Annotated in this window: 25 protein-coding genes and 1 pseudogene; 16 read left to right on the top strand and 10 right to left on the bottom strand. The window is 69.2% G+C overall.

The annotated features are described in order from the left end of the window. The first annotated feature begins 6 nt into the window (after window positions 1-6). Window positions 7-1,746 carry a hypothetical protein gene (locus tag OG780_RS44000; protein WP_328443484.1) on the top strand — a complete coding sequence of 580 codons (1,740 nt, stop codon included), beginning with the start codon at window positions 7-9 and terminating at the stop codon, window positions 1,744-1,746. 89 nt (window positions 1,747-1,835) lie between these two features. On the opposite strand, the gene OG780_RS44835 is transcribed toward OG780_RS44000, so the two are convergent. After that, window positions 1,836-2,051 (bottom strand): DUF2071 domain-containing protein, encoded by a 216-nt coding sequence (locus tag OG780_RS44835; RefSeq protein WP_443062085.1) that lies wholly within the window; start codon window positions 2,049-2,051, stop codon window positions 1,836-1,838. 136 nt (window positions 2,052-2,187) lie between these two features. Continuing rightward, complete coding sequence (locus tag OG780_RS43990) at window positions 2,188-4,158, bottom strand: Ig-like domain repeat protein (protein ID WP_328443486.1); 1,971 nt, start codon at window positions 4,156-4,158, stop codon at window positions 2,188-2,190. 273 nt (window positions 4,159-4,431) lie between these two features. Here OG780_RS43990 and OG780_RS43985 point away from each other — a divergent pair, with 273 nt between their 5' ends. Continuing rightward, a complete protein-coding gene (locus tag OG780_RS43985) occupies window positions 4,432-4,833 on the top strand; it encodes a hypothetical protein (RefSeq protein ID WP_328443488.1) in 402 nt (133 codons plus the stop codon). Between the two features lie 198 nt (window positions 4,834-5,031). Here OG780_RS43985 and OG780_RS43980 read toward each other — a convergent pair whose 3' ends face one another. Continuing rightward, entirely contained in the window at window positions 5,032-5,544 is a 513-nt protein-coding gene (locus OG780_RS43980) for a DinB family protein (protein ID WP_443062287.1), read from the bottom strand. 337 nt (window positions 5,545-5,881) lie between these two features. On the opposite strand from OG780_RS43980, the gene OG780_RS43975 reads away from it, so the two are divergent. Next, window positions 5,882-6,613, top strand: coding sequence for a DsbA family protein (locus OG780_RS43975; RefSeq protein ID WP_328443492.1), 732 nt, complete (start codon window positions 5,882-5,884; stop codon window positions 6,611-6,613). Window positions 6,614-6,894: 281 nt separating this feature from the next. On the opposite strand, the gene OG780_RS43970 is transcribed toward OG780_RS43975, so the two are convergent. Further along, window positions 6,895-7,959 carry a CU044_5270 family protein gene (locus OG780_RS43970; protein ID WP_328443494.1) on the bottom strand — a complete coding sequence of 355 codons (1,065 nt, stop codon included), beginning with the start codon at window positions 7,957-7,959 and terminating at the stop codon, window positions 6,895-6,897. After that, window positions 7,956-8,573 carry an RNA polymerase sigma factor gene (locus tag OG780_RS43965; protein ID WP_328443496.1) on the bottom strand — a complete coding sequence of 206 codons (618 nt, stop codon included), beginning with the start codon at window positions 8,571-8,573 and terminating at the stop codon, window positions 7,956-7,958. The genes OG780_RS43970 and OG780_RS43965 overlap by 4 nt, the downstream gene beginning before the upstream one ends. A 420-nt stretch (window positions 8,574-8,993) precedes the next feature. On the opposite strand from OG780_RS43965, the gene OG780_RS43960 reads away from it, so the two are divergent. The 5 genes from OG780_RS43960 (at window position 8,994) to OG780_RS43940 (ending at window position 13,836) form a co-directional block, all read left to right on the top strand. Next, window positions 8,994-9,239, top strand: coding sequence for a helix-turn-helix domain-containing protein (locus OG780_RS43960; protein WP_328443498.1), 246 nt, complete (start codon window positions 8,994-8,996; stop codon window positions 9,237-9,239). A 120-nt stretch (window positions 9,240-9,359) separates the two neighbouring features. Then, on the top strand, window positions 9,360-10,805 hold the full coding sequence (locus OG780_RS43955; RefSeq protein WP_328443500.1) for an NF041680 family putative transposase: 1,446 nt from the start codon (window positions 9,360-9,362) through the stop codon (window positions 10,803-10,805). An 87-nt stretch (window positions 10,806-10,892) separates the two neighbouring features. After that, window positions 10,893-12,128 (top strand): RNA-guided endonuclease InsQ/TnpB family protein, encoded by a 1,236-nt coding sequence (locus OG780_RS43950; protein WP_328457800.1) that lies wholly within the window; start codon window positions 10,893-10,895, stop codon window positions 12,126-12,128. 10 nt (window positions 12,129-12,138) lie between these two features. After that, window positions 12,139-13,122: a hypothetical protein gene (locus OG780_RS43945; protein WP_328457798.1), complete on the top strand. Its 984-nt coding sequence runs from the start codon at window positions 12,139-12,141 to the stop codon at window positions 13,120-13,122. Between the two features lie 228 nt (window positions 13,123-13,350). Beyond that, window positions 13,351-13,836, top strand: a complete 486-nt coding sequence (locus OG780_RS43940) for an ATP-binding protein (RefSeq protein WP_328443506.1) — start codon at window positions 13,351-13,353, stop codon at window positions 13,834-13,836. Between the two features lie 157 nt (window positions 13,837-13,993). Here OG780_RS43940 and OG780_RS43935 read toward each other — a convergent pair whose 3' ends face one another. From OG780_RS43935 to OG780_RS43915, 5 genes are all read right to left on the bottom strand, one after another. Beyond that, the gene (locus OG780_RS43935; protein ID WP_328443508.1) at window positions 13,994-16,018 is read right to left on the bottom strand and encodes a hypothetical protein; all 2,025 of its coding nucleotides are present in this window, start codon (window positions 16,016-16,018) and stop codon (window positions 13,994-13,996) included. Further along, window positions 16,018-16,275, bottom strand: a complete 258-nt coding sequence (locus OG780_RS43930) for a hypothetical protein (protein ID WP_328443510.1) — start codon at window positions 16,273-16,275, stop codon at window positions 16,018-16,020. Before OG780_RS43930 ends, OG780_RS43935 begins: the two co-directional genes overlap by 1 nt. Before the next feature lie 851 nt (window positions 16,276-17,126). Beyond that, window positions 17,127-17,633, bottom strand: a complete 507-nt coding sequence (locus OG780_RS43925) for a hypothetical protein (protein ID WP_328443512.1) — start codon at window positions 17,631-17,633, stop codon at window positions 17,127-17,129. A gap of 134 nt (window positions 17,634-17,767) precedes the next feature. After that, the gene (locus tag OG780_RS43920; RefSeq protein ID WP_328443514.1) at window positions 17,768-18,682 is read right to left on the bottom strand and encodes an IS982 family transposase; all 915 of its coding nucleotides are present in this window, start codon (window positions 18,680-18,682) and stop codon (window positions 17,768-17,770) included. 85 nt (window positions 18,683-18,767) lie between these two features. Beyond that, window positions 18,768-19,706, bottom strand: a complete 939-nt coding sequence (locus OG780_RS43915) for a helix-turn-helix domain-containing protein (RefSeq protein WP_328443516.1) — start codon at window positions 19,704-19,706, stop codon at window positions 18,768-18,770. 651 nt (window positions 19,707-20,357) lie between these two features. On the opposite strand from OG780_RS43915, the gene OG780_RS43910 reads away from it, so the two are divergent. From OG780_RS43910 to OG780_RS43875, 8 genes and pseudogenes are all read left to right on the top strand, one after another. Beyond that, complete coding sequence (locus OG780_RS43910) at window positions 20,358-21,257, top strand: PIG-L deacetylase family protein (protein ID WP_328443518.1); 900 nt, start codon at window positions 20,358-20,360, stop codon at window positions 21,255-21,257. A gap of 83 nt (window positions 21,258-21,340) precedes the next feature. Further along, window positions 21,341-22,033, top strand: a complete 693-nt coding sequence (locus OG780_RS43905) for a DUF4232 domain-containing protein (RefSeq protein WP_328443520.1) — start codon at window positions 21,341-21,343, stop codon at window positions 22,031-22,033. Window positions 22,034-22,208: 175 nt separating this feature from the next. Then, window positions 22,209-22,455 (top strand): annotated as a pseudogene (locus OG780_RS43900) (transposase); the annotation flags it as partial. A 455-nt stretch (window positions 22,456-22,910) separates the two neighbouring features. Further along, a complete protein-coding gene (locus OG780_RS43895) occupies window positions 22,911-23,375 on the top strand; it encodes an SRPBCC domain-containing protein (protein ID WP_328443522.1) in 465 nt (154 codons plus the stop codon). Beyond that, window positions 23,372-23,716 (top strand): ArsR/SmtB family transcription factor, encoded by a 345-nt coding sequence (locus tag OG780_RS43890; protein ID WP_328443524.1) that lies wholly within the window; start codon window positions 23,372-23,374, stop codon window positions 23,714-23,716. Before OG780_RS43895 ends, OG780_RS43890 begins: the two co-directional genes overlap by 4 nt. A gap of 34 nt (window positions 23,717-23,750) precedes the next feature. Next, window positions 23,751-24,188 (top strand): SRPBCC family protein, encoded by a 438-nt coding sequence (locus OG780_RS43885; protein ID WP_328443526.1) that lies wholly within the window; start codon window positions 23,751-23,753, stop codon window positions 24,186-24,188. A 411-nt stretch (window positions 24,189-24,599) separates the two neighbouring features. Then, window positions 24,600-26,246: a ribosomal protection-like ABC-F family protein gene (abc-f, locus tag OG780_RS43880; RefSeq protein WP_328443528.1), complete on the top strand. Its 1,647-nt coding sequence runs from the start codon at window positions 24,600-24,602 to the stop codon at window positions 26,244-26,246. Between the two features lie 98 nt (window positions 26,247-26,344). Next, window positions 26,345-26,467 carry a hypothetical protein gene (locus OG780_RS43875; RefSeq protein ID WP_328443530.1) on the top strand — a complete coding sequence of 41 codons (123 nt, stop codon included), beginning with the start codon at window positions 26,345-26,347 and terminating at the stop codon, window positions 26,465-26,467. Window positions 26,468-26,522: the final 55 nt, after the last annotated feature.

Below are 26,522 nucleotides of genomic sequence, written 5' to 3'. Positions count from 1 at the left end.
ATCGAGATGACGACAGCCACCACCGTCGCCGGGCGGACCCTGTCGGGCTGGTCGCGCGACGCCCGCCACGGCACCTGGCACGCGCTGCTCCCGGTCGAGTCCGGTGGGCCGGTGCTCGGCGCGCTGCGTATCGACCGTGCCCTGCTCGCGCCGCAGGGCACGCGCGAGCGGCTCGCGGCGGCCGTACTCGCTGTGGGCAGGCTCCGGTTGCCCGGGGTGCTCGGCACGGTCGACCTCGTCGCGGAGTCCGGGGAGGTGTGGCTGATCACCGCCCGGCCACCGGCTCCCACCCTTGCGGACCTGCTGACCGGCGGGGCGGGCCCCGACGCGGGCAGCGCGGCCAGTGTCCTGAACGAGACCGCGCAGACTCTGCTCGCCCTGCATGCGGCCGGTCTCGTCCACGGGACGCTGGACGCGGACACCGTCGTCCTTGCCCCGGACGGCGTCGCCCTGCTCGCCGAGGCCGCGCTGGGCACCGTGCTGGGCGACACGCTGGGCGGCGTGGCGGATTCCGCGCGCCGTGCGGCGGACGTCGCGGCCTGGGCAGGTCTGGCCCGCACCCTCGGCGAGGCGTGGGTGGCTCCCGGCACCCCCGCGGCCGCTGTGTTCGCGCGCTGTTGCGCCGCCGCCGGTTCCGAGGGGCTTGCGGCGGCCCGGGCGGCACTGGTCGCCGGGCGCGCGGCGCTTCCGGAGGGTTTTCTGCGGCGTACGGAGCTGCGTGCGGCGGTGGCCGCGGCGGCTTCGGGGGGCACCGCGGCAGCGACGGCGGCGGATGGGACGGGGGTGGGCGTCCAGCGCGTGCGCCCCTGGGAGGGGGGAAGCGAAGTCCCCGGTTCCGACGTCGCCGGTTCCCGAGCCGCCGGTTCCGACGTTGTCGGCCTTGAAGCCGCGGGGTCCGAGGGCGCGGAGTCCAAGAGCGCAAGGTCCGGAGGTGCGGATGCCCGGGACGCAGGTGCCGGAAGCACGAGTGCCGAAGATATGGGCCCCGGGGCCCAGAGCATGGTCCTGGAAGGGGACAGGTCCAGGCACACCGTGCCGGACGAGCGGCTCACTCTGCCCGGCCGCACCCGCTCGGCCCCGCATCAGCCCCGCTCCACCGCCGCCTCTGACGACCAGGCCACCCTCCTCGGCAAACGCAACCGCACCCCCGCCGGAACCCCCACAGCGACACCCGCCGGGCCCCTGGCAGCAGCACCCGCCGAGGCAACGACGCCACCCCCGACCGGCGAAGGCGAAGACGACGGCGAGATCCTCCTGCGCTTCGGCCCCGGCATCCCCCTGGAGGACCAGGACGTCCTGCGCGCCCAGTGGCGTACCGCGCCCGTACCGCCTGACCGTCGCCCCCGCCGTCGCAGACGGCGGGCCTGGATCGCCACGACGGCCTTCCTGACCGCCGCGGCCGTCCTCCTGTGGCTGCTGCTGCGCCCCTCCCCCGCTCCGACGGTCACCGCCGTCGAAGTCCGGGCGCCCGTCGGGCGGTTGCACTGCGGACAGACCGCCGATCTGGTCGGCGTCGTGACCACAAACGGCCGTGGCGGCCCGGTGACCTACCACTGGCTGCGCAGCGACGGCCACGACTCCGGCGAGCTGGTCCGCACGGCCCGCCGGGGCGAGCGCAGAGTCACCGTGCACCTGCGCTGGACGGTCCGCGGCCCCGGCAGCTTCCGAGGAACGGCCCGCCTGCGGATCGTGCACCAGCCCGGGCCGGCCGAGGCGGAGGCGACGTTCAGCTACGCCTGCTCCTGACGGTCCGGAAGCCTCTCCCCCACCCCGAGGCGCCCGTGGTCCGGCCGGGGTCAGGGCTCCTTCGGTTCCGGAGAAGGCGTTGTGCACGCCTAGCGGGCCGAGAGGAAATACTCCGGCTCTGCCGGCTCCGGGACGGTCGGCCGACCTCTGACGACGATGCGGCTCCGCGGGACCAACCGGTACGGGAGCCGGAAGCCGAGGTGTCCCAGGAGCACCGGCACGAGCCGCGAGACGTCCATGGACCGGAAGACGACCCCGCGGCGGCCGTGCGTGTCGACCGAGCAGAGGCACACGTTGGTGATCATCCCACCGGACCCCGGCACCCGCGCCCGCCGGACTGCGGGCATGGACACCAGGGCACACCGGGGCACCGGGGTGCCCTGGGTCATGTGCGCCGGCATCTGGCCGGTTGCAGACGCTGCGGCTCGCGCCGCATTCCGCTCAGCTCGTGAAGGTGAAGTACTTCCACGCGCCGTACGTCGTCGAGTTCACGGTGTCGCCCGACGAGGAGTTGACGTACGAGGAGCGGACGCGCGTGCGCCAGCCCGTGTCGTGCGCGCCGGTCAGCTCCACCTTGGACACGCCCGCGGAGCTCAGCGTGAAGTACTTCGAACCGTTGTCGTACCAGGTGCCGTTGTAGTAGATCTGGAACTGGAGGCGCTGCTTGCGGCCCGGGTAGGCCGTCATCGTGTTGGTGAACAGCGGGTTCTTGGTCTTCTTGAAGTAGTAGTAGGTGTGGCCCCACGTGTATGACGTCTTGTAGTGGCCGCTCACCGACGTCGACACCTTGACCTGGGCACCGACCGTGCTGGTCACCGTCTTGGGCGCGTAGCGGGCGTCGCCCAGGAACTTCGCCGTGACCTTGGTGTCCCGCTTCAGGTCCAGCACGGCGGACAGGTTCCCGCTGGAGTTGACCGTGCCGGACTTCACCAGCGTGTTCGGCTTGTCCGAGCCGAACGGGTCGGCCCAGATCTCCACCTTGCGGTTCTTGTACGTGGTGCCGAGGTGCGCGGTGAACGTCGCGTCGGCGCCGTACGCGTAGACCTTGCCGTTGTTGTTCAGCGTCAGGGCCGTCGTGGCGCGCGAGACCTCGACGGTGTCGGAGGTGTGGCCGGAAGTGTGGCCGGTGTCGCCCGCGTACTTCAGCGTGTACGTGACCTTGCCGCCCGCGGGCGGGGTGTCCGCGAAGGAGTAGGTGCCGTCCGCCTTGACGGTCACCGGGGTCAGCGCCTTGCCGCTCGGCGACTCCAGGTCGGTGCGGGTCGCCGTCAGCTTGATGCCGGCGGGCAGCGCGACCTTGGAGGAGACCTTGCCCTTGACGGTGAGCTGCTTGGCGCGGGTCGCGGTGGCCGGGGCGTCCACGGTGATCGAGGTGGTCGGCGTGGTGGGCGCCTCCAGGACCCGCAGGGAGTACACCCCGGAGTCGTTGGAGGTCACCGCGAACAGCCGGGAGCCGTCCGGCGCCCAGGCCAGGCCCGCGGCGGCGAGTTCGTCGGCGCCGGTGACGCTGGGGTCGGTGTCCGGGAAGTCGTACTCCCGGACGGATGCGGTGCCGCCCGGCCGGTAAACGTACACGTCGGGCTCGTGCGCCCCGGAGATGCCTGCCGCGACCGCGCCGTCCGGGGCGATGGCGACCGCGTTGGGGTAGGCGTCGCTGGCGTAGGAGCCGTCCGCGGTGAGGTCGGACGTCCGGAACACCTGGTGGCGGTAGGGCGCGCCGCTGGCCACGACGACGTCCTGGCCGTCCGGGGTGACCTGGAGGTCCCCGAGGCTGCTGCCGGTGCCGCTGGTGTACGCGGTGCGGGTGAGCGTGCCCGAGGAGACGTCATAGGACGCCAGGCTCACCGGGCTCTGCCCGATCGCGCCCGCGATCAGGGTGCTGGAGCCGGGTGCGGCGTCCAGCATCGGGGCGAAGTACCAGAGGACGCCCTCCTGGGCGAGGGTGACCACGGGCTGCTCGCCGGAGAAGTCGACCGAGCCGATGTTGCCCTCGCCGGACGCGCCGTAGCCGAACCACAGTTTGCCGCCCGCCAGGGCGACGCTCAGCGGGCTGTCGCCCACCGTGTAGCGGGCGGTCTCGGTGCCGGTCGCGGTGTCGAACGCGACGATCGCGCCGGCGTCCCGCACGGCCGCATACAGCGTGCCGGAGTCGGCGGACAGTTCCAGGCCCACGACGCCCGGCAGGTTCGTCAGCTGACGGACCACCGTCCCCGCGTAGTCGGTGACGACGATCTTGCCGTTGCTCGGGTCGCTGACGAAGACCCGCTGGTGGACGCCGTCCACCACGATGTCGACGGGCTGCTTCACCGGCAGGCTCGCGGTGGTGTCCGCGGTCGCGGGCGTGGCGGTGAGGACCGCCGAACTGAAAAGGACCGCCAGTGTGGTGGCGGCCGTGAGGGTGCGCATACGCACGGCTGGTTCGAACTCCCCGGAACGAATGAGAATGCCGACGCGCCCGGAGATGTGCGGGAACTGTGGGGCGTGTGTGGCCAGTGAGCGAAGGGTAGATCATGGCACCGGCGAAGCCGGCAGGGCCCCGTCCGTCCGGTCCACGCATGCGCGATCAAGCCTTCTGCCTGCGGATTCGTCGAAGCGGGGGTTTGATCGTTGTTAGTCTCCGGCAGATCGTCGCATCGATATGTCGATGCGTCTTGAGCTGGGGGCAAGGTGCGGAAGAAGTACAGGGTGGGGCCGGCCGCCGCTGCGGTGATTCTCGTGGCGGTGCCCGGCGGGCTGGTGGTGAAGCACCAAGCCGCGGCCGCCGAGCGGAAGTCTCTCGAGCAGGCCGCCGAGGAGGTCTTCCAGCGGAGCGCGGATGCGCCCGATGCCTTCTGGCGGAAGTACGCCCCGCCCCGGGGCAAGGTCTGGAACCAGGCCGACGCCCGAGCCCAGGTGACCGAGGTGGAGAGGAAGGGCGCGCAATTCACGGTGGACGTCACTGAGACCACCACTCCGTATCTGTCCGACACGCATGGCGGTGGGCTGGAGGCGACTCCGCCTTATATGGGTGACCACCGGTTCGTCTTCGAGCGGGAGGGTGGCGACTGGCGTCTCGTCAAGGACCTGACGGAACAGCTGTCGAAGTAGCGGCACCTGCCTGCGTGTCCGTCTGGATGTTCGGCTGTTGCAGGCGGTCCGGGACCAAGCCGGTCCGCGGAGCGCGCTGGGCTTCGGCGGGGGTCTGGCGTCCATGGGTGAGGATGACGTAGTGCCAGGTGTCCCTCGGCCGCGGACCTGCCGGCCGCCGAGCGCTAAGGAACGCGCCCGCATCCGCTGGGCGGTCGGCTACTCGCCGGTGGCGCCGTCGATGCCCTCACGGAGGAGATCCGCATGGCCGACGTGGCGGGCGTACTCCTCGATCACGTGCTCAAGGACGAACCGCACATCGGTGTCTCCGAATTCAGGGTTCGGCACGATGCGCGCGATGTCGGCGGTCACCTTCGCGAATATCTGCCGCGACTCCTCGCACGCCTTGAGGTAGTCCTCGTAGACGTCCCTGGCCGGCGTAGCGTCCGACTCGTCGTACCACTCGCCGCCATCAGCGGTGACGTAGGTCCGATAGGGAAAGAAGCGCGGCGACGTGCCGGCCAACGTCCGCTGGAACCAGGCACGCTCAACCCCCTGCAGATGGCGCATGAGCCCCAGCAGGCTCAACGCCGACGACCGCACAGGACGCAGCCGCAGCTGTTCATCCGAGAGGCCCTCGCACTTCCACAGGAAGGTCGCCCGGTGGTAATCGAGATTCGAGGCGATCACCTCCAGCCACGAGCCCGATACTGCGCGCTCAGGCCGGACGATCTTCTGGACCACGATGTCGCTCACGCTGGAGCCTCCTCACCGGTCATCGAACTTGGCCGCCGCCCAAGAAGACCTCTCTTCGTGTCGCAACTTATCGCTCGATGCCGCCTCGGGAGTGGCCCTCCAGGCTGCGAGTCACCGGGTGGCCTGGACGCAACCCGGCGAAGCTGTGCGGTCGCAGCACCGGACGCGCACAAGCCGGCACCACGAACGCGGTCCTGCCCAGGGACCGCTCGGCGAGAGACACGCCTCAACGCGGTCCCCCGGACGAAATGAACTGTGCGCATGTCGCACAGATGATCTAAGGTCGCGCTGATCTTCGGGGAGGGGATGGCGCATGGTGCGTGGGGGGCGGTGGGCTGTGCTGTGCGCGGCCACAGTGCTGACACTGACAGGGTGCGGGCACCGATGGGCCGAAGACAAACCCGCGTTCGAGAGCGCGGAGAAGCTGCCGGAGAAGCTCGCAAAGGACGGCACCACCATCCTGGTGGGCGATCCGGACGCGAAGGTGACCGTGCACCTGTACGAGGATCCGCGCTGCCCGGTCTGTGAGGAGTTCGAAACCACCGGCGGTTCCCCGCAGCTGCGGGAAGCGACGCTCGACCGCCGGACAGTCACCGAGTACACCCTGGCCTCCTTCCTGGACGACCGGCTCGGCGGCAGCGGCTCGAAGAAGGCGGTCAACGCACTGCGGGCCGCACTGGAGGAGGGCAAATTCGCGGAGTACCACGAAGTGCTCTACGCCAACCAGCCCGAGGAGAGCGTCGACGGGTACACCGATGCCCGTCTACTGGAACTGGCCGGTCAGGTAGAGGGGTTGCGCGGCCCGGAGTTCAACGCGGCCGTCAAGAGCATGAAATACCGCTCCTTCGTCACCGCCTCCGAGAAGGCGTACGAGCGGGCCGGGGGTGCAAAGGATCCCGACGGGCCGGGGACGCCCACCGCCGTGATCAACGACAGGCGGATCCCGACGGAGTACAACGGCCTGCTCTTCGACGGCGATACCTTCGCCGAGTTGCTGCAGGAGATCCACGCCAGGCCCTGGGAGTGGGAACAGACCGCCTTGTAATCCACGTCACCGCCGAGGTGCGGCTGAGAGACGGCGTGCTCCCCACCGGCAAGAGGCCGCTCCGGGGCAACTGCCGGGCCGTGGAAGCGAGTCTGATCCCTCGCCTTCCCGACAGGCGTCCTCGCGGAATTGCGCCTGACCCCGTTTTCCCGAGCGAAGCCAGGCAAGACTGCACGAGCATCCCGGCAAACCGGCCGGCGGCCTGCTCGCCCCTCGCGAACCCCGGCAAGCCGGGGGCGAACTCGGGGGCCGGCAGGGCCCGCAAGTTCGCCCCCTGTTGATCAGCTGTCGGCCCCCGCGGACTCCTCGCCGTGCCGGTCGACGACGGCGCGCCGCAGCACGGCTGTGCTGCCCATCAGCGTGTCGGTCGTGATGCCCTTCTGCTGGTCGTGGGTGATGAAGCCGCGCGCGCCGAGGAACGCGAGACTGCGCTTGTCGAAGATCCATTCGTCACGCGTGGCGGAGGAGGCGTCCTCGCGTGTGATGGCGATCCCGTGCCGCCCGGCCACGTCGACGGCGTCCGGGATCTGCTCGACGCCCGGTATCCTCGCGGCCGCCTTGTACAGCGCGGCGGTGTTCCGCGGTGGCATGAGCGTCTGGCTCAGCAGGTCGCCGATCAGGGAGAAGACGGCCTGTTCCCTGGACTCTCCGTCGGACACGCGGACGTCGCGGCGCAGCCGGGTGAGCAGGGCGTCGGGGTCTGTCGGCAGCGAGGACAGCCAGGTGTAGGTGGGGTGGTCGATGCCTGCCGGGACAGCGTCGGTGGACTCGATGGGGATCGTCTCGTCGGGCATCACGGCGTCCTTGCCGGACTCGCGTATCCAGCCGGTGGTCTTGAGGGGCCGGGGGTCCTGCGAGGTCCATGTCTCCACCGTGTGCGGGGCGCCGAGTTCCACGGGCCCTTCGAACGTTCCCTTGTTCGACACGGTCAGGCTCCTGACGTACACGAACTGGTCGTCCCTGACCCGCGTGGCGTCACTGGCCATGGCGGCGACGGCGATCCGGTTCAGGGTGAGCGAGGCGCTCTGGGCGCGGGCGCTGCCGGTGGCTGCCCGGTCCGTCGGCGCGGGGACGGGGCCGCCTGTGCCGCTGAGGGTGAGGACCAGCGCTCCGGCCAGCACCGCCGAGGCGAGGGGCACCAGGATGGCCGGACGCGTCAGCCGGCGGCGCGGGGACGGGACCGCGGCGGGAACGGGAGCGGCGGCGGGAGTGTGGCCGAGGTCTTGGTCGATCTGCTGCATCAGGACGTCCTTGTAGTGGAGGTGCCGCTCCGGCGGGAGGTCCCATTCGGCTGGCGCGGACAGCAACTCCAGCGCGTCCTCGGTCCGTCGACCGTCGGCGTTCATCGGGTCTCCTCCTGCAGGAACAGGGCCGCGAACGCGGCCTCACTCTCCATCTCTCCACGGGGGCCGGGGGGTTCCGTCCTCGCGCTGTCCTGCCCGGAACTGAGCCGGGCGAGCCGGGCCCGGGCTCGCGAGAGCCTCGACCGTACGGTGCCGACGGGGACACCGAGCGTCTGCGCGGCCTGCCGGTAGTCGAGCCCGGCCGACACGCACAGCGCGAACACCTCACGCTCCTGGCGGCGCAGCCGGCCCAGCGCCTGGTGGACCAGCGCGAGCCGGCGGGCGTCGTCGATCCTCCCCGCCGTCTCCTCCGCGAAGTCCTCCACGGGACGCGGCTGCGGGCTGCGCGCGAGGAAGGCGAGCCGCCGGCGCAGGCTCCGGTTGGCGTTGCGCGCCTTGTGGGTGGCGATACCGAGCAGCCAGGGCCCCAGCGATTCGCCCTCCGGCTCGACCCGCTCCCGGCCGCGCCAGGCGGCAAGGAACGTCTCGGACATGACCTCCTCGGCCTGTGACCAGTTGCCGGTCAGCCGCAGGGCTTGGTTGTAGACCGCCCGCGCGTACTGGTCGTAGAGCTCGGCGAACGCCGCCCGGTCCCCCGCCCGTATGCGTGTGCGCATGGACTCCGCTGGTTCTTTTTGACTCACACTCGGTACTCTCCGTGGCTCGCCCGAAGTTCCTGTGGCGCGCGTCACGCCCCAGAGGTGACGGACGTTCGCGACGAACAGGGCCGTCGGCGTTCAGCTGTCTCTATCTGCCACCTCGTCTCCTTGCAGGGTGCCCCGGTCTTCGGGCCGGGGGTGAATGCGAGCCCCTGCGGAGCAGGGCATGGGCAGAGGAATCGCCGTCAGGGCGATTCGTCGTCGCTTTGACGGTGTCGAGGGCGATCTCGAGCGGGTGCAGGATCTCGGCGTCGAGGGGCGGCCGGTCGGCGACCGGTTGAGCTGAGCGGTGGGCCGGGTGTGGGGTTCTTCGGGAATGCGGAGCGTGAATGTGAGCATTCCGCTGTTATGGCGTTATTGCGCCGTTACAGTGACGGCGTGGCGAAGTTCCGTATGTACCCCACGTGCGCGCAGGAGCGGCAGATGTTGCTGCACTGTGCGCATGCCCGGTACGTGTGGAACCTGGCGGTCGAGCAGCATGCGCATTGGCGCAGGTGGCGTAGGTCGGCGCCCGGTTTTGCCGAGCAGTGCCGTCAGCTCACCGAGGCCCGGCGCGACAACGAGTGGCTCGGCAGTGGGAACGCGGACGTTCAGCAACAGGCGCTGAACTTGTTCTTTATCTAGCGGTGTCGAAATGCGCCTCGAACTAGGCTGTTCACCTGGGCATTTGCCAGACATGACAACAGCCTTCGCTTGATCCTGTGCTCCGTCACAGAGATACGGGATCAACCGAAGGCTGTTGTCATGAGTGTGCTGCATCGCCGTGTCCGGCGGGAAGCGTTCGTGGAAGCGTCATGCTTCCGGGCCGACTTCTACGAGTGTTTGACCGCGCGGGGCGATGAACTGTTCGAACTGACCGACGCGGTGCTGTGTGTCGATGGGCCGGTTGTCTCGCCGGTGGACCTGACGCTGGTGCCCGAGCATCGCCGTGGGCACGGAGCGATGTACGGAGCCCTCAACCGCGGCCGCATCGATGTTGAGCGGCTGCGAACTGTGCTGGCCGGGCTGCGGTTGCCCCGGTTCGAAGCGAGGCGTCTGGTGCTGGCGGTTGATGTGTCGCCCTGGCTGCGGTCGGATGCGCCATGCTCGGCGGACAGGCTGTTCTGTCACGTCTATGGGCGGGCGAAGTCGGCGTCACAGTTCATCCCGGGCTGGCCGTACTCCTTCGTCGCCGTCCTGGAACCCGGGGCCACGTCATGGACCGCGATCCTGGACGTGGTCCGGCTCGGCCCCGCCGATGATGCGACCGCAGTCACCGCCGCCCAGTTGAAAGCCGTGGTCGAGCGGCTCGTCGCGGCAGGCCAGTGGCAGACCGGAGACCCGGACATCACGATCGTCATGGACGCCGGCTACGACGTCACCCGTCTGGCCTGGGTGCTGCGGGACCTGCCCGTCGAGCTGGTCGGCCGGATCCGCAGTGACCGGGTGATGCGCCTGCCGAAACCGCCCCGTGTCTATGCCCCGAGGGGCGGGCGCCCGCCCAAGCACGGGCCCGAGTTCCGCTTCACCCAGCCCGAGACCTGGCCCGAACCGGCCGTCGTGACGGCCACCGACACCATCAACTACGGCAAGGCAGAGGCCCAGGCCTGGGATCGGGTCCACCCACGGCTGACTCACCGTTCGGCCTGGCTGGAGCACGACGGTGAACTCCCCGTCGTTGAGGGCACCTTGGTCCGCCTCAAGGTCGAGCACCTATCCAAGGACCGCCAGGCTCCGCCGGTGTGGTTGTGGTCCTCGAAGACCGGCGCCGTCCCGGAGGACGTGGACCTGTGGTGGCAGGTGTTCCTCAGGAGATTCGATCTGGAGCACACCTTCAGGTTCGGAAAGCAGACACTCGGATGGACCACCCCGAAGGTCCGTACTCCCCAAGCCGCGGACCGCTGGACCTGGCTCCTGGTCGTCGCCCACACCCAGCTCCGCCTCGCCCGACCTCTCGCCATCGAACTCCGCCGGCCCTGGGAAAAACCGGCCAAGCCCGAACACCTCACCCCAGCCCGGGTCCGCCGGGGGTTCAGGAACATCCGCGCACACCTGCACTGCCCCGCCCATGTTCCTCAACCAACCGGAACCGGACCCGGACGCCCTCCCGGCTCGAAGAACCGGCGGCCCGCCACCCGCTACGACGTCGGCAAAACCGCCAAACGTCCCGAGACTCTCAAGGCCATCGGCAAACCTGGAAGATCTTGGTAGATAAAGAACAAGCTGAAGGACTTCGCCCAGGCCAGGAACGCCCGCTTCACGTCCGGGTTCGGTGAGCCGACCTGGCGCAAGAAGTTCGTGCATGAGGGCTTTCGTGTCATCGGCACCGACCGCGTCCCGGAGCTGACCGAGGACGGTTCGCCGAAGCTGAACGCGAAGACCGGCAGGCAGGTCATGGCCCGTTCCGTGGTGGTGCACAGGCTCAACCGCCGGTGGGCTCGGGTCAAGGTGCCCGGCTGCGGCTGGGTCCGCTTCCGCCTCACCCGGACCGCACTGCCCGCCGCGAAGACGTTCCGCGTCACCTACCGCAACGGCCGGTGGCACATCGCCTTCGCGGTCATCCCCGCACCGGTCGCCGCGCCTGGCACGGGCGAGGTCATCGGTATCGACCGGGGCGTGAATATTACGGCCGCCCTCTCCGATGGGCGGAAGCTGAACTGCCCGCAGCTCACCGTGAAGGAACGAGCGCAGGTCCGTAAACACCAGCGGCGCGCCGCTCGCGCCCCGAAGGCAAGCGAGCACAAGAGTGCCGAGTACGCCAAGGTGGCCAGGCTCAAAGCGCGTGAGGCCGACCGGCGCAAGGACTGGTGCGAGAAGACCAGCACGATGCTGGCCCGTACCTATGGCCTGGTGCGGTTCGAGAAGCTGAACATCAAGAACATGACCCGCTCGGCCAGGGGAACCGCCGAGCAGCCCGGCAAGCAGGTCAGGCAGAAGGCCGGGCTGAACCGGGTCATCCTGGCCCAGGGCTGGGGCCTGCTCCGCCGGCGCACCGGGCACAAGGCCCCGGGCCGGGTCGAGGACGTCCCCGCCCCCTACACCAGTCTGCGCTGCAGTGCCTGCGGTTGGATCGACAAGAACTCGCGCAAGAGCCAAGCCGAGTTCGTCTGCTCCTCCTGCGGTTTCACCTGCAACGCCGACACCAACGCAGCAGTCAACGTCGCGGCAGGACAGGGCGGGATCCCCCGCCCCCGGCGCTCAGCCGGTGCCGGAGGGACGACACCGCCCGAACAGCGGTCGAGCGTCCGTGAACCTCAACCCAGCCGGGTTGGAATCCCCCTCTTTAAGAGGGGGAGGATGTCAACTTGCCCTGGATGCCGATCGGCGCGGTGCCCAGCGCCCGGGGTTTCGTCCGGCTTCGGCGTCGGAAGCAGCAAGGCGGGCGAGCCAAGTCGGCAAGGTGCGGAAACTGCGTGGCATCGCGTGAACGGCCTCGGCCATGATGTGCGGCGGTGTTGTTCACACAGAGGCGGTTGCCACGTTGACGCTGTTCCCGGCCACGCAGGCCATACTCGACCGATGCGCCAGCGATGACGCCCCGGGGGTGGCGTGGCAGTGGGAGTCCATGGCCGCCGAGGCCGTGCTCCGGCACGGCGGCTCAGCCGATGCGGAGGCGCTCCTGCCGCTGTTTTTGTCGGCGCCCGCCGCGCACAGTGCGCTGGTGCCGGTCTTTGCCCGTCACGGCGACCGGCGGCTGGCCGCGCGCCTGCTGGAGGCGACGGTCGTCGGGGGCCGGCTGCGTGAGAGTGTGCCGTCCGGCGTGCTTCACGCCGTGGGCCGTCTGGGGTACGCCTCGGCCACGTCCCTGCTGTGGGAGCACGTCGACGGCTCGTACGACGTGTCGAAGGACGCGTGCCTTGGCCTGCTGCATCTGCCGTGCGAGGAGCTGCGGGGCGTAATCGCCGAGTCGCTGGAGAAGTACGAAGGGGCCGCGCTGTTCCCCGAGTTCCTGCCCGTCCTCGCCCCGAAGACCGATGACCCGGCGTGGCTGGAGCGGCTCGTCACGTGGGGCGAGAACCACGCCTCGGTCGACTGCAACGGCGGTCTGATCCTGGGGATCTCCCTGCACGGCGGCCAGGCGCGCGCCGCTTTTGCTCGTCTGCTGTGGGACGCCCGCTGGGAGGCCTGCGGCTCCGGCACCGGATCGGCGCTGTGGACGTACGCGGGTACACGCGTGCTGGGCCTGGGCCTGCCGCAGTTGTATGCCGACCTGCGGGCACGGTTGCACGCCAGCGCGGACCCGGACGTCCAGTGGGAGGTCCTGCGGTCGTTCATCACGCTGCTGCAGCTTCGGTGCGCGGATGTCTGGACCGGTGTAGGGGCGGACGAGGCCCAGCCCGAGAGCTGCGACGCGCTGTACAGCGTGCTGTTCACCCCGACATCCGACGACGGTGACACGCTCACCGGGCTCGCCGACCGTGTCTTCGGCAGTGATGATCCTCTGTCGGACGAGGTCCGTCACCTGGAGACGGCTCTTCGTACCGCGGCGGCACACGAGTGGGCGTTGCGGGCGGCCGCCTCGCGCTGACGGGCACCGGAGGGTGCGGCGGTTCCTCTAAGTGCATGGCAGTTTTGACGTGATCGTCGAAGTGCACGGCGGTCCTCGCGGGAACCGATGTGCCCTGCACAGTGGCGGCCCGGGCTGCTTTCAGCCGCTCTGGCCCAACAGCGTCGTTTCTCGCGCCATCCAGGACGGCTACGGCTCCGGATCACTGACAGAGCCACAACACGCCCCTCCGGAGAGGAGGCACCGGCCATGCCCGTCACCACAGCGGCTCCGGCACCCCTAACTGATCCAACCCGCAGCCCCAGCCCCGTTGCCGACCATCAGCTGACCGTCGCCCTGCCCTACGGGCTACGCACCCCGCAGGTGGCGCGGCAGATCACCGCCCGATGGCTGGCCGCGTACGTGGCTCCGGCTTCGCGCATGTGCAATGTGGTGCTCATCGTCTCCGAACTGGTCACCAATGCCATCCGGCACACACGCGAGCCCTGCACCCTCAAGCTCACGTTGCACGGAAGCCGTCTGGACGTCGCCGTCGCCGACCACGGCGAGACGCTGCCGGAGACGTCCAGCACTCCGGGCGAGCACGGTGGATTCGGGCTCCCCCTCATCGAGGGCCTCGGAGGAAGGATCACGACAGTTCCCGCGCTCGGCGGCAAGACGGTGCACGCGACTCTGACCGTCACCCCGTTCAGCGGCCCGCATCGTGCACCGCCGACGACTGCCTCGGTTCGGTAACCCGTAGCTGTCCCGCCCCCCTTACGCGGGCCGGCAGGGGGCGGCTCACGAACTCGGCCCCGGCCGGCGGGTGCCGGGTTCCGTGGAGCAGTTGCCGGGGCACGACGGTGGGGGCAGACCTGGGTCGGTCTGCCCCCACCATGGGATCAAGTGCGATCTAGCTGTTGTTCTGGGTTGCCGTGGGCAGAGGGCGGCCGAGTTGGTGGACGGTGACGACGCTGCTGGTGTCGGTGCGGTTTCCGTTCTTGTCGATGCCGAAGTGACCGGTTGCGCCGGCTACGGCGTCGTTGCGCAGGGCGAAGAGTTCGTTCCCGACGGCGTAGCGGTTGGGCAGGCTGGTCGGGCTGTCGCCGTTTGCTGCGGCTCGGTGCAGGGCGGTCGCGGCGGTGAGGACGGCGTCGTGGGCGACGAGGGACCAGTAGGTGTCGGTGAGGTGGTCCGCATCGAATTGCTGTCCGTGGTGGCGTGCGGTGAAGTCGCGTGCGAAGGCCTCGTAGAGGTTGCGGGCGGGGTTGGCCGGGCCGCGGAGTTGCGCCGCGCTGCGGAAGGACGCGTACAGGACCGTGATCGGCGCGTCGCTGACGTGGAGAGATTTCGTCCTGGGGTCGAAGCCTGCCGTGTCGGATCCGGTGATGACGGTGATGGGCTGGGTGTGGCAGCTTCTGCCGGCCAGGGCGTCGAGGAAGTCGGGCAGGTACTTGACGCGGCCGGCGTAGTAGACGGTGTCGATCTTCTTGCCGGTGTGGCAGAGGTCCTCGCTGATGCTGGACATGCTGGTGCCGGGGCCGCCGCGGGGGTCGAAGTGGAAATCGGAAGCTTCGTCGAGGTGTTTCTCGAGACCTTCGATGCCGCGGAAGCCGTGGTTGAGGGATTCGGTGTAGAGGTCCTTGCTCCCGTTGGGCGTCAGGCCCGTCCTGACCAGGGCTGCGGTGCGCCGGATGGGGCCGAGTTCCTCGCTGATGGCGGTGAGCTGGTCCCAGTTGGGCAGGGCGACGCGGGCCAGTCCGTTGATCGCTCCCTTGCCGTCGACTTCGCCGGTGGAGTCGAAGCCGTCGGCGGTGATCAGGTCACCGACCATGGGCAGAGATGCCTTGCTCAGAGCCCGGGCGGCCAGTACCGATTCCTCTTGGCTGAGCCCCAGGCCGGCGACCGCCACCAGGCGGCTGTCCTTCTTCATGGCGATGAGCCGGCCGACCGTTTGGGCCCATTGTTTTTCGCTGCTGCCCATGTTGGCCACGGCCAGCCGGATCTTGGGGCGGCTGTTCTTGTCGTTCTGCTCCTCGATGGCGGTGTAGGCGCCCTCGAGTTCGGCGACGTACTGACCGAAGGTCAGGCTGTTCGCACTCTTTGAGGCCAGCGGTGCCAGGAACGCGACCGTCACGTAGTCGCCGCCCTTGATCACGTCGCGGTTCTCGGCCCCGATGGCGGTCATCACCGGCTTCAGGTCGTCTCCGAAGACCGCTGCGCCGTCACTGCCGTCGGTGATGCCCGTGCACTCCCCGTCGGTCCCGGTGACCAGGCTCGGGTTGAGGGTGCCGCAGTGCTTCTCCCTGAACTTCCGTTCTTGTTCCTGCACCTGCTTCTCGTGCCGGTGCCGTTCGTCGTCCACCGTCTTGTAATGCCATCCCCAGCCGGTGAGAGCAGCCACCACCGCGCAGACTGTCACGGCCGCGAGCAGCTTCAAGAGCCTGGCCGAAGGCCTCCAGCGCTCTTCAGGCTTCTTGGGCGGCGAGGGCTTTTCGCCATCGGGTGGCACCGCGTCTTTCAGCTCGTCCTTTGTCGCTGTCGCTCCTGCGTCCGTGGGCTTGACAGCTTGCGGCACCTGGGCTGGAGCCGGGTCGTCAGACAGGTCCGGCTCTACGGGCGTCGGCTTGTCCCGCAGCACCTCCCAGCGCCTGAGCCAGGGATTCTGTTCCGCCTCACTGCGCAGGCCACAACCGCACAGAAACTTGATCACGAAGTCCCTGGTGGGCAGTGCGTCCTTGGCCAGCGCCGTGTGGATCGTGGTCGTGGTCAGCTTCCTGCCGGAGCCGTCGTCACTGGCTTCCGCCACTTGCTTGTAGGTGAGGTTCTTCCTCTCGCGCAGCTTGTTCAGCGCCTCGCGGAACTCCTTCTGCGTCCCGACGTCCTCCAGACGAGGCCAGTTGTCGTTGCCGTCCTGCCCGTTCGGTGGCTGCGTCATCACGCCCCCCGGGCGGAGCCGGCGGTCTGGCTCTGCCCGCTCAGCCACAGACCGACCTGCGCGGCCGCCGCTCCAACCGCCATGACCAGCCCCAGGGCGTCACTGACGGAGTGCCCGCTGTACACGAGCACGACCACCACCACGAAGATCACCGAGAAAATGGTGATCCGGTGGCGGAACGTCAGCGACGCCTCGCACAGAACATGATCCGGTGACGTCACCTGCTGGCTCTGCCACCGCGTAATACCTACCGACATGGTCGTCCTCCCCTTCCCGGGCACGGCGGGGTCCCGCCGCAGCGATTCGCCACCCCATCCGGTTACCGGCCGTGACGGGGTGATCGCTCAACGAGTTTCACTGCTGTAATCCAGACAGGGCAACCCTCTGATCATGACCGGAAACTTCCGAAGCATTTGCCGACATCCAACGAGCCGCCACTTCCGTTTTCCGCTCGATTCAGAACCCCTTCACCAGTATTCGGACGGCCTCCCGCCAGCCCGGAAATCCATCACGCCGCTCCCCGAAGCCAGCCGCACCACAGCCGCCCGAAGCAGACTCAAGACCGCCCGATACGCCCGTGACCTGTACCTTCACCGTTCGGAACGATTCCGAACGCCGGAAGATCTTGCTGCGGGGGCCCGATGATGGTGAGCTGAACAAGCGGAACCCCCGCACTCGAAATCACCGCCCTTCCCTTCCCGGGCGCGGCAGTGCATCACGCGGGTGGAAGAGGGGACTCCAGTTACCGGCTCGAGTCCCCTCGCCGCACCGAATTCCGCAGAATGGGAACGGGTTATTCCGAGCTTCACCCCGACGGGAGAAAGGCATCCGGAATCGGCGGCCAATTTTCCGAATCGGCCGCCTTCAGGCGACTGTTGCCCGAACCGCGGCAAAATCCCGGATCACCGAGCACGTCTCCATAAGCCCAGCGTTCAAGTTGACGGCCGTCACGGATGTGGACGCCACCCAGGGCGACCCGCCCCCGACAGGGAGCGGGTCCGCTCGCGCAGCCGCTGTCCGGTCTCGGGCCCTCACACGTAGCCCGGCCGCCCGGCCGGCACCGGGTACACCAGCAGGTCCTCAACGGACTGCTGAACTTCCCGTGGCATCAGTAGAGCGGGTGGGACCTTTGACGCCCGTCAGGCAGGTCGAAGCTCAGCCCGTTCTCGTCCAGAGCGTTGAAGACGGTCACCCGGCTCGTCCCGAAGACGAAGCTGACGTCGATGTTTCCCTGAGCCAGATCCCTGCCTGTCCACTCGAGCAGTTCGACCCCTTCGAGGGACTGGCCCCGCAGAGCGCGCAGTCCGGGAAGAGGCTCGGCACGCCACCGCAGGTCGAAGCCGGGCCACCGAACCGGACGACCGGGGTCGATCGTGTTCCATGTGAGGGAGAGATCGTCGAACTTGTCATGATTGATCTCGACCTGCTCTCCCTCGAAGTCGAACAGGACCGGGCAGTCACAGAACCACTCGTCATCCTGAAGGTCCCAGACCATCCAGACTCTCGTCAGAGTCCGGCCGGCAAGACCGCGCAGGCGCTGCGCGTGCTCCCGCACAACGTCACTGCGATGGTTCAACCACATCGGCTGGTAGCCCACGAGGCCGAAATCGAACATTGGGTCATCCTGTCAGAGCTGCCTCACGCCGACTCGACGCAGGTCCGAACCGCAGCTGACCGACCACATCCCAAATACCCCTGCCAGGACCGTCCGATGGCCTAGATGAATGAGTCCAAGGGGTGTCGTTGCGGTCAGTGATCGTAGGCCGTGAGTGATCGCTTGATGGGCTGTCCAGTTTGGTCGTTGTGCCAGATCGCCGCTGTGAGTGCGAGGATCCGGCACAAGACCCGGGCTGACACCCCTGCAGGGCTCTTGCCGCCGTGTCGTTCCAGGTTGAGCTGCCCCTTGAAGGTCTGATTGATCGACTCGATGACCTGCCGCAGCGGTTTGAACAGGTGTGACCCGGCCGGCTCGGCTTCCCCCTTGCGGGCTGGCCGCAGCAACTTCAGGTGACGCTCGGCAAGGCCGTGCTCGAACTCGCGGCCGAAGTAGTTCTTGTCCCCGATGATCGTCTGCCCGGGGTGAACGGCGAGGACGTCTGGCGCGGTATCGAGCATGTCGCGCAGCGTTTCGCGCTCGTCCGCCTTGGCCCCGGTGAGTGCGAACAGGACCGGCAGTCCGCCGAGCGTGCACACCAGGTGCAGACGCAGCCCCCAGAAGTATCGCGAGTGTGATGCGCAGTAGCCGTACTGGGCCCAGCCTGCCAGGTCCGAGCGTTTGGCCGTCTCACGGGAGCAACCGCAGCCGACCGGTGTGGAGTCGACCAGCCACACATCGTCGCTCCACAGTGAGGTATCGCGGGCCACGATCCGGATCATGCTGGTGAGCAGTGAGAACGCGGCGCGCAGCCGCTTGTTGTAGCCGGACTGCTGCGGCACGTAGGGAAACAGATGGCCGAAGTCCCGCCCGACGCGGCGAAGCCAGCGCCGCTCAGAGGTGTATCCGAGCAGCGCCGACATGACCGCGAGCGTGATCAGCTCGGCGTCACTGAGCGTGGCCGTGATTCCGACGGCAGGCCGCCGCGGCGCCAGCCACGGTGAAGCCTTCAACTCGTCGTCAATCCGGGCATAGAGTGCCGTTGCGAGGGTATCCAGGCCGTTAGTCACACATCGACGTTGGACGCCCTCGTCTCATGTACGCAGGCGATCCTCTGGACTCATTCAGGGATCCGGGGCGTGCCCACTGCGGTGACTATGCATCACGGTTATTTCGCAGGGCCTGGGTGAGCCAGGGGTACACCGGGATCAGGCTCGGTACCACCTGCCAGCCGTTGACGATCCACACCAGCCGCCAGTATCGGTCTACCCGGGGATCGTGCGCCTCTTCGAACTGCTGGGCCATCCAGTCCCGGAATTCCGCGTCAGGGGTGCGCGCGAACACCTCGGCGAAGCGGTGCACGAGGTCGTCGATGATGGGTGCGCCCCTGTCGCCGAGCGGGTCGATGCTCGATTCCATGGCCTCGGCCACCTTCTGACGGGTGAACTCCATCAGTTCCTCGCCGGCATCGCATTCGATGTCGAGCGGGCGCCCGGCCGCCTGACGTACGGCCGTCCGGCGCATCCGGGCACGGAAATCCTCGTCGCCGACCAGCTCGGCGAGCTCCACCCACGCGGCGACCTGCTCGCCGGTCGGATCATCGGGGAGGTCGGGAGTGGCAGCGCGAACCATGGCCACCGCGGCCGGGTCGGCATCCACTGTGCCGAAGGTGCCATCCACGAAATCGTCGATCAAACGTCGGCGTTCCTCGCCGGACAACTGCGTGAGCCTGTGCATGAGCTTGGTCTCCTCGGGACTGGACCCGCGGCTGGCCACGACTCGCAGAACGCTCCGACGCAGTCGCAGCATCCGGATCTGGACGTCCAAGGCGTCGGCGTGCGCCGCGGCGACTTCCGCCACCGAGAGCTCACGGTCCAGTACCCGTTGAATCGTAGCCAGGTCCATGCCCAACTCGCGCAGTGTGCGCAGGAGTTCCAGACGAAGCATTGCGTCGAGGTCGTAGAGCCGGTAACCGGCGGGACTACGGGTGGTCGGCGCTACCACCCCCGAATCGGCGTAGAACCGGATGGTCCTCACAGACAAGCCGGTCCGCCGGGAAAGCTCCCCGATCGAGTAGAGGGTCGTAACGTCCATGTCCCCCACTCTGCTGTCTCCAGTCGCTGGAGACTCAAGGCCATCCCCCAGCCGGGCCCCGACCCAGACGTCCACCGAGTCGCTGAAGCATGCGTCGCGTCTCCGCTGAGCTCCAAAATGAAACGGGCACGCCTTGCACGTGCTGGGCGGGCGATGGCAGCGACATGCGACACCACTCGCCGGCGGCCTACGGCTACGAGCCCTTGGACTCATTCATCTAGGGGCACCCCCGGGTGCGCCCGCATTCCGTGCCGGCCGGCGCCCTGACACTCACCCGGCCGCATACGCCGGCGCCTCCTGGCTCAGCCGGGAACCGACCCGAAGGTTCCGCTGCTGCTGCCCGAGGCGCCCCGTGGAAGGCGTACCGTCGCGCACCGCCGACGTCCCCGGTCATCGCAACTCCTTCGGATGCGAGCCCCCGGCAGAAGTAGGGCCGACGGTGCTTCTGCCGGGAGAACCGCCTGGGCATGGAGCACCTCAGATGATCGACTGAAGACAGACGCGGGACGCCCTCCAGGCATACGCACTCCGGTCGACGCCCCCCTCGGCGGACGGTCGCCGGGGACGGAGCCGGTGCGGGAGCGGCGCCGACCACCCGCCTCTCGACAGAGCGTCGCACACATGCAGCAGACCGAACGGGGACCTCTCAACATGAACAGCAGCGATGGGCGCACCGCAGGGTTGTCCAGGCGGAGCGTCCTGACCGCCGGCGCGCTGACCGCGGCCGCTGTGGCGTACCAGGCGGGCCGTGCTCCCACGGCGTCGGCCGCCGCCAAGCCCGCCATCTTCTACGCCCCGCACCAGGACGACGACGCGATCGGCCTGGCCGGGTCGATCCTGGAACACAAGGCGGCGGGCCGGCCCGTCTACCTCGTCCTGGTGAGCGACGGCCGCAATCCCGATCTGGCCGTGCGCATGAACACCGACCCGTGCCCCCTGACCCAGTGGTCCAGCCCGCATCCGTGCGCCGCGGGCGGCCGGCACAACCTGTCCTGGCCGACCGACGGGACCACCAAGGTCGTCGCCGCCCGGACCGCCGAGTTCATGGCCTCCGCGAAGGCGCTGGGCGTGGACAAGGTCATCAACTTCAAGGTGGTGGACGACGGGTTCTCCAGCACCTCCGCCTACAACCGGCTGGTCGACCGGATCGAAGCGAAGGTCAGGGCGCTCGCCGCTCAGTATCCCGGAGCCTCGCACAAGTTCACCGCCGGCTGGCTCGAGCACACCGAGACGCACAAGGCGGGCAGCGACGTGGCCTACCGCCTGATGAACGACGGCACGATCTCCGACGTGCGCTTCAACCACGTCTACGCCTACGAACGTCCCCAGCAGGACCGTGCGGACGGCGCGGCCTACGTGCTGACCATCCCCGGCTCCCACATGACGATCAAGCGCAACGCGATGTACGCCTACAACACCTGGGACCCGGGCCGGAACCTGTACGCGCTGGGCTATCACAGCGTCCCGGAACTGCTGGAGGCCGCACACGCCGATCCGCGCGAGTTCGTCCACACCCTGCCCTCCGACTACCGGCCGGGCAAGGGCAACTGACCATCGAGAAGAACCGGCAGACCGACCGACACCGGCCGACGGCACCGAGCCGCGGCCCCGCACCACTCACGGGGGAACCTTTCATGAACGCCTCGCGTCACCGCTCCATGCTGCTCGCCGTCACGGGCACGGCTCTGGCCCTGTCCCTCACCGCCTGCCAGGACGGATCGGGCACCAAGTCGTCATCCGCGGCGACCCCTTCGGCCCCGGCGGCGTCGTCCCCGGCGGCCACCGGCACGTCCGACGCGACGGATGCGACCGGCTCGGCAGGATCGGCGGGATCGAAGGCATCGGCGGGCTCCACCGACACCTCCGCGGGTTCTTCCGGCACGACCGGCAAGCAGGCGGCCGCCTCCACGCCGGTGTGCACGGCAGCAGACGTACGCGTCACCGCCGCCAGGCAGGACGGTCCGCCCTACACCCATATCGTCCTGACCGCGAAGAACACCACCCGGCACTCCTGCCGGCTGACGGGCTTCCCGCACATCCAGTTCGTGGAGAGCCACAAGCAGGACGTTGCGGCCGTCGCCAAGAGCAAGCCGGCCGCACCGGTCGTGCTGACGGCCGGTGCCCCGGCCTACGCCCTGGTGAAGCTGTCGGACGGCGGGGTCGACGAGAACAACGAACCCGTGTCGGCGTTCGCCGTCATGCTGGAGGGCGACTCCACGGTCATCACCGTCGCCGCGCCCGGCAGCGAGGGCATCGCCGTCGACCCGGCGAAGGCCCTCACCGGCTACTGGACTCCCGAACTCCGCAACGGCGCGGACGACTTCTGAGCCTGCGCGGGTGTCACCGGTCCCGGCTCCTCAGGGTGATTTTGCTGGGCATCCTGACGTGGGCGTGGTGGTGTCGGTAGTTCGCGGTGCGGGAGACAAGCGGATAGGGGCGGGCTGACGCCTGCAGCGTGGCGGCGCCGGAAACCGGCGCCGCCATGCTGCAGCCGGGCGGATCGTGGACGTATCCCCGTGGTTGCGCAGTGATGCGGCCTGCCCTTTGGAGCGGCTGTTCTGCCACGTCCACGGCCGCTCCCGCAGCCCCTCCCCAGATCATCCCGGGCCGGCCCTATTCCCCTGGTCGCCGCCCTGTCCCCGGGCCCATCGTCGTGGACTGCAGTCCCGGACGCGGTCCGCCTGGGCCTCGAGGACGACGCCACCGCCGTCGCCGCCCCCAGTTACGCGCGGTGGCCGAGCCACTGGTGCACCCGGCCCCGGACGGCCCCCGGCTCCACTCCGAGCTGAGAGCCAACGTGGCTACTGCTTCAGCGCGTGCCGAAGCCGTGGCGCTCTCCTCGCTGTCTGATGGGTGAGCACCAGCCGCTCGCTCCGGTCGAGGAAGCAGGCAGCAGGCAGCAGGCAGCCGCCGATTTCCCACACAACGTCGGCAGCCAGCTCATCGGCGTACTGCGGACCGCTCCCCACCGGGTCGACATCGCTCGTCGAACCGCCCCCTCTGGCTTGGCCTTGGTGCTCAGAACCCGTCGCCCCCATCCGAAGGCGACGTTGTACGCCTGCTGGAACGCGTGCCGGCCCTGGCCCCGTCGGCGTAGGCCCGTACAAGTGCTGCGACGAACCAATGAGCAACCTTCGGTTGCGTAAGGCGCCGGCGTCGCCTATCGTGATGTGCAACCTAAGGTTGCGAAAGGTGGCTGCGGACATGGAGTACGGGAGCATCGAGCGCGAGCTGTACGTCGACGCCCCGCCCCAGGTGGTGTTCGACGTGCTCACCGAGCCCGAGCACATCCGGGACTGGTGGAGCGCGGAGACCGACTTCGAGGCGGTCCCCGGCAGGCCGGGCAGTCTCACATGGACGGACGAGGGCAGCGGCGTCCGCAAGTCCGTGCCGTTCACGGTCGTCGAGTCCGATCCGCCGCGCACACTGTCGTTCCGGTGGACCTACGAGGAAGGGGAGACCGCGGCCCCCGGCAACTCGCTGCTGGTGACCTTCGTACTCGTCCCGGCCGGCGAGGGGACCACACTCCGCTTCCGCGAGAGCGGGTACCGCGAACGCGGCTGGGAGGCCGCCGTGCTCGAGGCGCACTACAACGACCACCGGCAGGGCTGGGACTTCTATCTGCCCCGCCTGGCGGCGGCCGCCAAGCAGGCGGCGGGCGCGCGATGAACACCGGCGTCGACGACGGTCTGTGGTCGGCGATCGGCGACCCGACACGGCGCCGCATGATCGACCTGCTGCTGGCCGAGGGGCACGGCACCGCGACGACCCTCAGCGCCCGTCTGCCCGTCACCAGGCAGGCCGTGACCAAGCATCTGACCGTGCTCGACCGGGCCGGACTCGTCCGGTCCACGGCGGCCGGCCGGGAGCGGCGCTACCACGTCGACGAGGCACAACTGGCGCGCGCCGTGGCCCAGTTGCAGGCGGTGGGCGCGCTGTGGGACGCCCGGCTGCAGCGCGTCAAGAACATCGCCGAGGCGATCCAACGAGCCAAGAACGAGAAGAAGTAGCAAGCCGAGAACGCGAAGAAGTGAGGAGATCGAGATGGCGGACATCCTGCACCGGGTCGGCACCACGGCGGCCCGGGAGACGGTCTATCAGGCACTCACCACGGTCGAGGGTCTGGCCGCATGGTGGACGACCGACACCGAGGGCAGCGGCGACGACGTGCTGCAGTTCCGCTTCGGCGACGTCGGCGGCTTCGACATGAAGGTCCTCGAACTGCAGCCGGACACCCGGGTGCGGTGGGAGGTCGTCAGCGGTCCCGAGGAGTGGGTCGGCACCACGGTGACCTTCGACCTCAAACAGGAAGGCGAGTGGACGATCATCCTGTTCGCGCACGAAGGGTGGCGCGAGCAGGTGGAGTTCATGAACCACTGCACCACCAAGTGGGCACTGTTCCTGATGAGCCTGAAATCCCTGGTGGAGACGGGCACCGGTGCACCGCACCCGCACGACGTGCGGATCAGCAACTGGCACTGACCCCGTCCGCGGGCGGCTGCCACCCCGGCACGCTCGCGCGATCGCCGCGGCCATGGGCATGCTCTGGCAAACGCCCCGCCCAGCCCAGCGGGGCGGGGCGGGGCGTCAGGCCCTGGCGAGCCGGTCCATCAGCAGTCCACCACAACGTGCCGCACGGCAGAGGTCGACCGCCCGCCCCTGTCCTGGGCAACTCCCGGACAGGGGCTGCGACAGGAGCGTCGTCCAGGAGGCGGTCGAGCCGGCTCGGCCACCATGGGCCGGTGACTCACTGGCAGGCAATCTCCTTGAGGGGGGCACGGATCGTCCTGTACGGTACCCATATGCGCTTTTTCTACTTTCTCTGAGTCCGGGCACGGCTGACACCGCCGTTTCTGCTGCCCGCGGACCCTTCGCATTCCCAGGGAAAGTCTCATGCGCGAACGCGCCCATACCGCTGTGCCCGCCTCCGTGGCGCAGCTGTCCGTCAAGGACGTCACCAAGTCCTACGGCACCCGGACCGTCCTCGATCAGGTGTGCTTCACCGTCCGCCCGGGCGAGAAGGCCGCTGTCATCGGTGAGAACGGCTCCGGCAAGTCCACCCTGCTGCGGCTGCTGGCCGCGGCCGAGGTGCCGGACGCCGGGGAGATCACTGTCCGTTTCAGCGGCGACACCGGTCACCTCGCCCAGACCCTCGACCTGGACTTGGACCGCACGGTGCAGGACGTGGTCGATCTCGCGCTGGCCGAACTGCGCGCCATGGAGAGCCGGCTGCGCGAGGCGGAGGGGCGGCTCGGCCAGGCGTCGAAGGACGAACTCACCGCGTACGGCGAGCTGTTGATCGCATACGAGGAGCGCGGCGGATACGAGGCAAACGCCCGCGTGGATGCCGCCATGCACGGGCTCGGGCTCGCCGGCATCACCCGGGAGCGGGTGCTCGGCTCGCTCTCGGGCGGCGAGCAGTCGCGGCTCACGCTCTCCTGTGTGCTGGCGGCCTCCCCCGAGCTACTGCTCCTCGACGAGCCGACCAACCACCTCGACGCGGCGGCCGTGCGCTGGCTGGAGGAGCATCTGCGCGCGCACCGCGGCACCGTCGTCGCAGTCACCCACGACCACGGCTTCCTGGAGAACATCGCCACCACGATCCTCGAGGTCGACCGCGATGCCCGCACGGTGCGCCGGTACGGCGACGGCCTCTTCGGATACCGCGCCGCGAAGGCGGCCGCCCGGCGCCGTGCGGAGCAGGAGTACGCGCAATGGGCCGATGAGCTGGCCCGTACCGAGGAATTACTCGAAGCCTCGGGCAGGCGGCTGGCCGTCACCGGCAAGGATCCGAGGCAGGGCTTCGGCAAGCACCGTCGCTCGCACGAAGCGAAACTCGGCGGACAAGTGCGTTCTGTTCGGGAACGGCTGGCTCACCTGCAGCGCAACCCGGTGGCGGCGCCACCCCAGCCGCTGCGGTTCACGGCGGCCCTGCCGGCGGTGGGCGGCACACTTCGCGTCGGCCACCGGCTCGTCGAGCTCGACGAGATACGCGTCGGCGAGCGGCTCCGTCTGAAGGGGACGCTGACGATCACGCCCGGGCAGCGGCTGCTGGTCACGGGCGAGAACGGAGCGGGCAAAACGACGCTGCTGCGCGTCCTGGCGGGCGACCTGGAACCGGACGCGGGCACGGTGTGCCGTCCAGGACGGATCGGGTACCTGGCCCAGGAACTGCCCGCGCGCTCCACACGGCTCCCACTGCTCGCCGCCTTCGCGGCCGGGCAGCCCGGGCTGCCGCAGGAGTACGCCGAAAGGCTGCTGGCGCTGGGGCTGTTCCGCGAGCAGGACCTGGACGTCCCGGTGGCGGAGCTGTCCGCAGGCCAGCGGCGGCGGCTGCAGATCGCCCGGCTGGTGACGCGCCCCGTGGACCTTCTCGTGCTCGACGAGCCGACCAATCACGTCGCGCTCGACCTGGTCGAGGACATTCAGGCGGCGCTCACGGCGTATCCGGGAGCGGTGGTCGCCGTCTCGCACGACCGCGGCTTCCGCGAGCGCTTTTCGGGAGAGCGGCTGGAGCTGCGGGGCGGCCGCAGGTGCTGACCCGCACGCTGTGACCGCGGCGGGCACGGCACTCACCGGATCGCCACGTCGGTGTTCTCCTCTGCCCGGGCCGGTGGGAGTGCTTCCCGGGGGCCGGCGTGGTGCGGTGGCTGCCCGGCGGGCTGCACACGGCGGCGGTCATCGCCTCGGCGGCGTTCCTGCCGGCGTCGGTGCCGGCCACGGCCACCGGGCACCGGGCCGATGCCGCCCGGGCCCGCTGAGGCCGCCGGATCCTCCCGGGCACCGGGCGCCCGTTCCTGCCGGCCTTTCGGCAGG

The sequence above is a fragment of the Streptomyces sp. NBC_00386 genome (genome assembly GCF_036063235.1).
Taxonomy (GTDB): Bacteria; Actinomycetota; Actinomycetes; order Streptomycetales; family Streptomycetaceae; genus Streptomyces.
Note: the sequence above shows the minus strand (reverse complement) of the source record. Positions and strands in the feature narration are given on the sequence as shown.

What these genes read in the sequence shown, in the direction of transcription:
- OG780_RS43930 (WP_328443510.1), bottom strand. Translation starts at nt 16,275, where the DNA reads ATGTCGGTAGGTATTACGCGGTGGCAGAGCCAGCAGGTGACGTCACCG.
- OG780_RS43885 (WP_328443526.1), top strand. Translation starts at nt 23,751, where the DNA reads ATGGCGGACATCCTGCACCGGGTCGGCACCACGGCGGCCCGGGAGACG.
- OG780_RS43935 (WP_328443508.1), bottom strand. Translation starts at nt 16,018, where the DNA reads ATGACGCAGCCACCGAACGGGCAGGACGGCAACGACAACTGGCCTCGT.
- OG780_RS43895 (WP_328443522.1), top strand. Translation starts at nt 22,911, where the DNA reads ATGGAGTACGGGAGCATCGAGCGCGAGCTGTACGTCGACGCCCCGCCC.
- OG780_RS43970 (WP_328443494.1), bottom strand. Translation starts at nt 7,959, where the DNA reads ATGAACGCCGACGGTCGACGGACCGAGGACGCGCTGGAGTTGCTGTCC.
- OG780_RS43905 (WP_328443520.1), top strand. Translation starts at nt 21,341, where the DNA reads ATGAACGCCTCGCGTCACCGCTCCATGCTGCTCGCCGTCACGGGCACG.
- OG780_RS43890 (WP_328443524.1), top strand. Translation starts at nt 23,372, where the DNA reads ATGAACACCGGCGTCGACGACGGTCTGTGGTCGGCGATCGGCGACCCG.
- OG780_RS43940 (WP_328443506.1), top strand. Translation starts at nt 13,351, where the DNA reads ATGCCCGTCACCACAGCGGCTCCGGCACCCCTAACTGATCCAACCCGC.
- OG780_RS44835 (WP_443062085.1), bottom strand. Translation starts at nt 2,051, where the DNA reads ATGATCACCAACGTGTGCCTCTGCTCGGTCGACACGCACGGCCGCCGC.
- OG780_RS43955 (WP_328443500.1), top strand. Translation starts at nt 9,360, where the DNA reads ATGAGTGTGCTGCATCGCCGTGTCCGGCGGGAAGCGTTCGTGGAAGCG.
- abc-f (WP_328443528.1), top strand. Translation starts at nt 24,600, where the DNA reads ATGCGCGAACGCGCCCATACCGCTGTGCCCGCCTCCGTGGCGCAGCTG.
- OG780_RS43965 (WP_328443496.1), bottom strand. Translation starts at nt 8,573, where the DNA reads ATGCGCACACGCATACGGGCGGGGGACCGGGCGGCGTTCGCCGAGCTC.
- OG780_RS44000 (WP_328443484.1), top strand. Translation starts at nt 7, where the DNA reads ATGACGACAGCCACCACCGTCGCCGGGCGGACCCTGTCGGGCTGGTCG.
- OG780_RS43975 (WP_328443492.1), top strand. Translation starts at nt 5,882, where the DNA reads ATGGTGCGTGGGGGGCGGTGGGCTGTGCTGTGCGCGGCCACAGTGCTG.
- OG780_RS43925 (WP_328443512.1), bottom strand. Translation starts at nt 17,633, where the DNA reads ATGTTCGATTTCGGCCTCGTGGGCTACCAGCCGATGTGGTTGAACCAT.
- OG780_RS43910 (WP_328443518.1), top strand. Translation starts at nt 20,358, where the DNA reads ATGAACAGCAGCGATGGGCGCACCGCAGGGTTGTCCAGGCGGAGCGTC.
- OG780_RS43915 (WP_328443516.1), bottom strand. Translation starts at nt 19,706, where the DNA reads ATGGACGTTACGACCCTCTACTCGATCGGGGAGCTTTCCCGGCGGACC.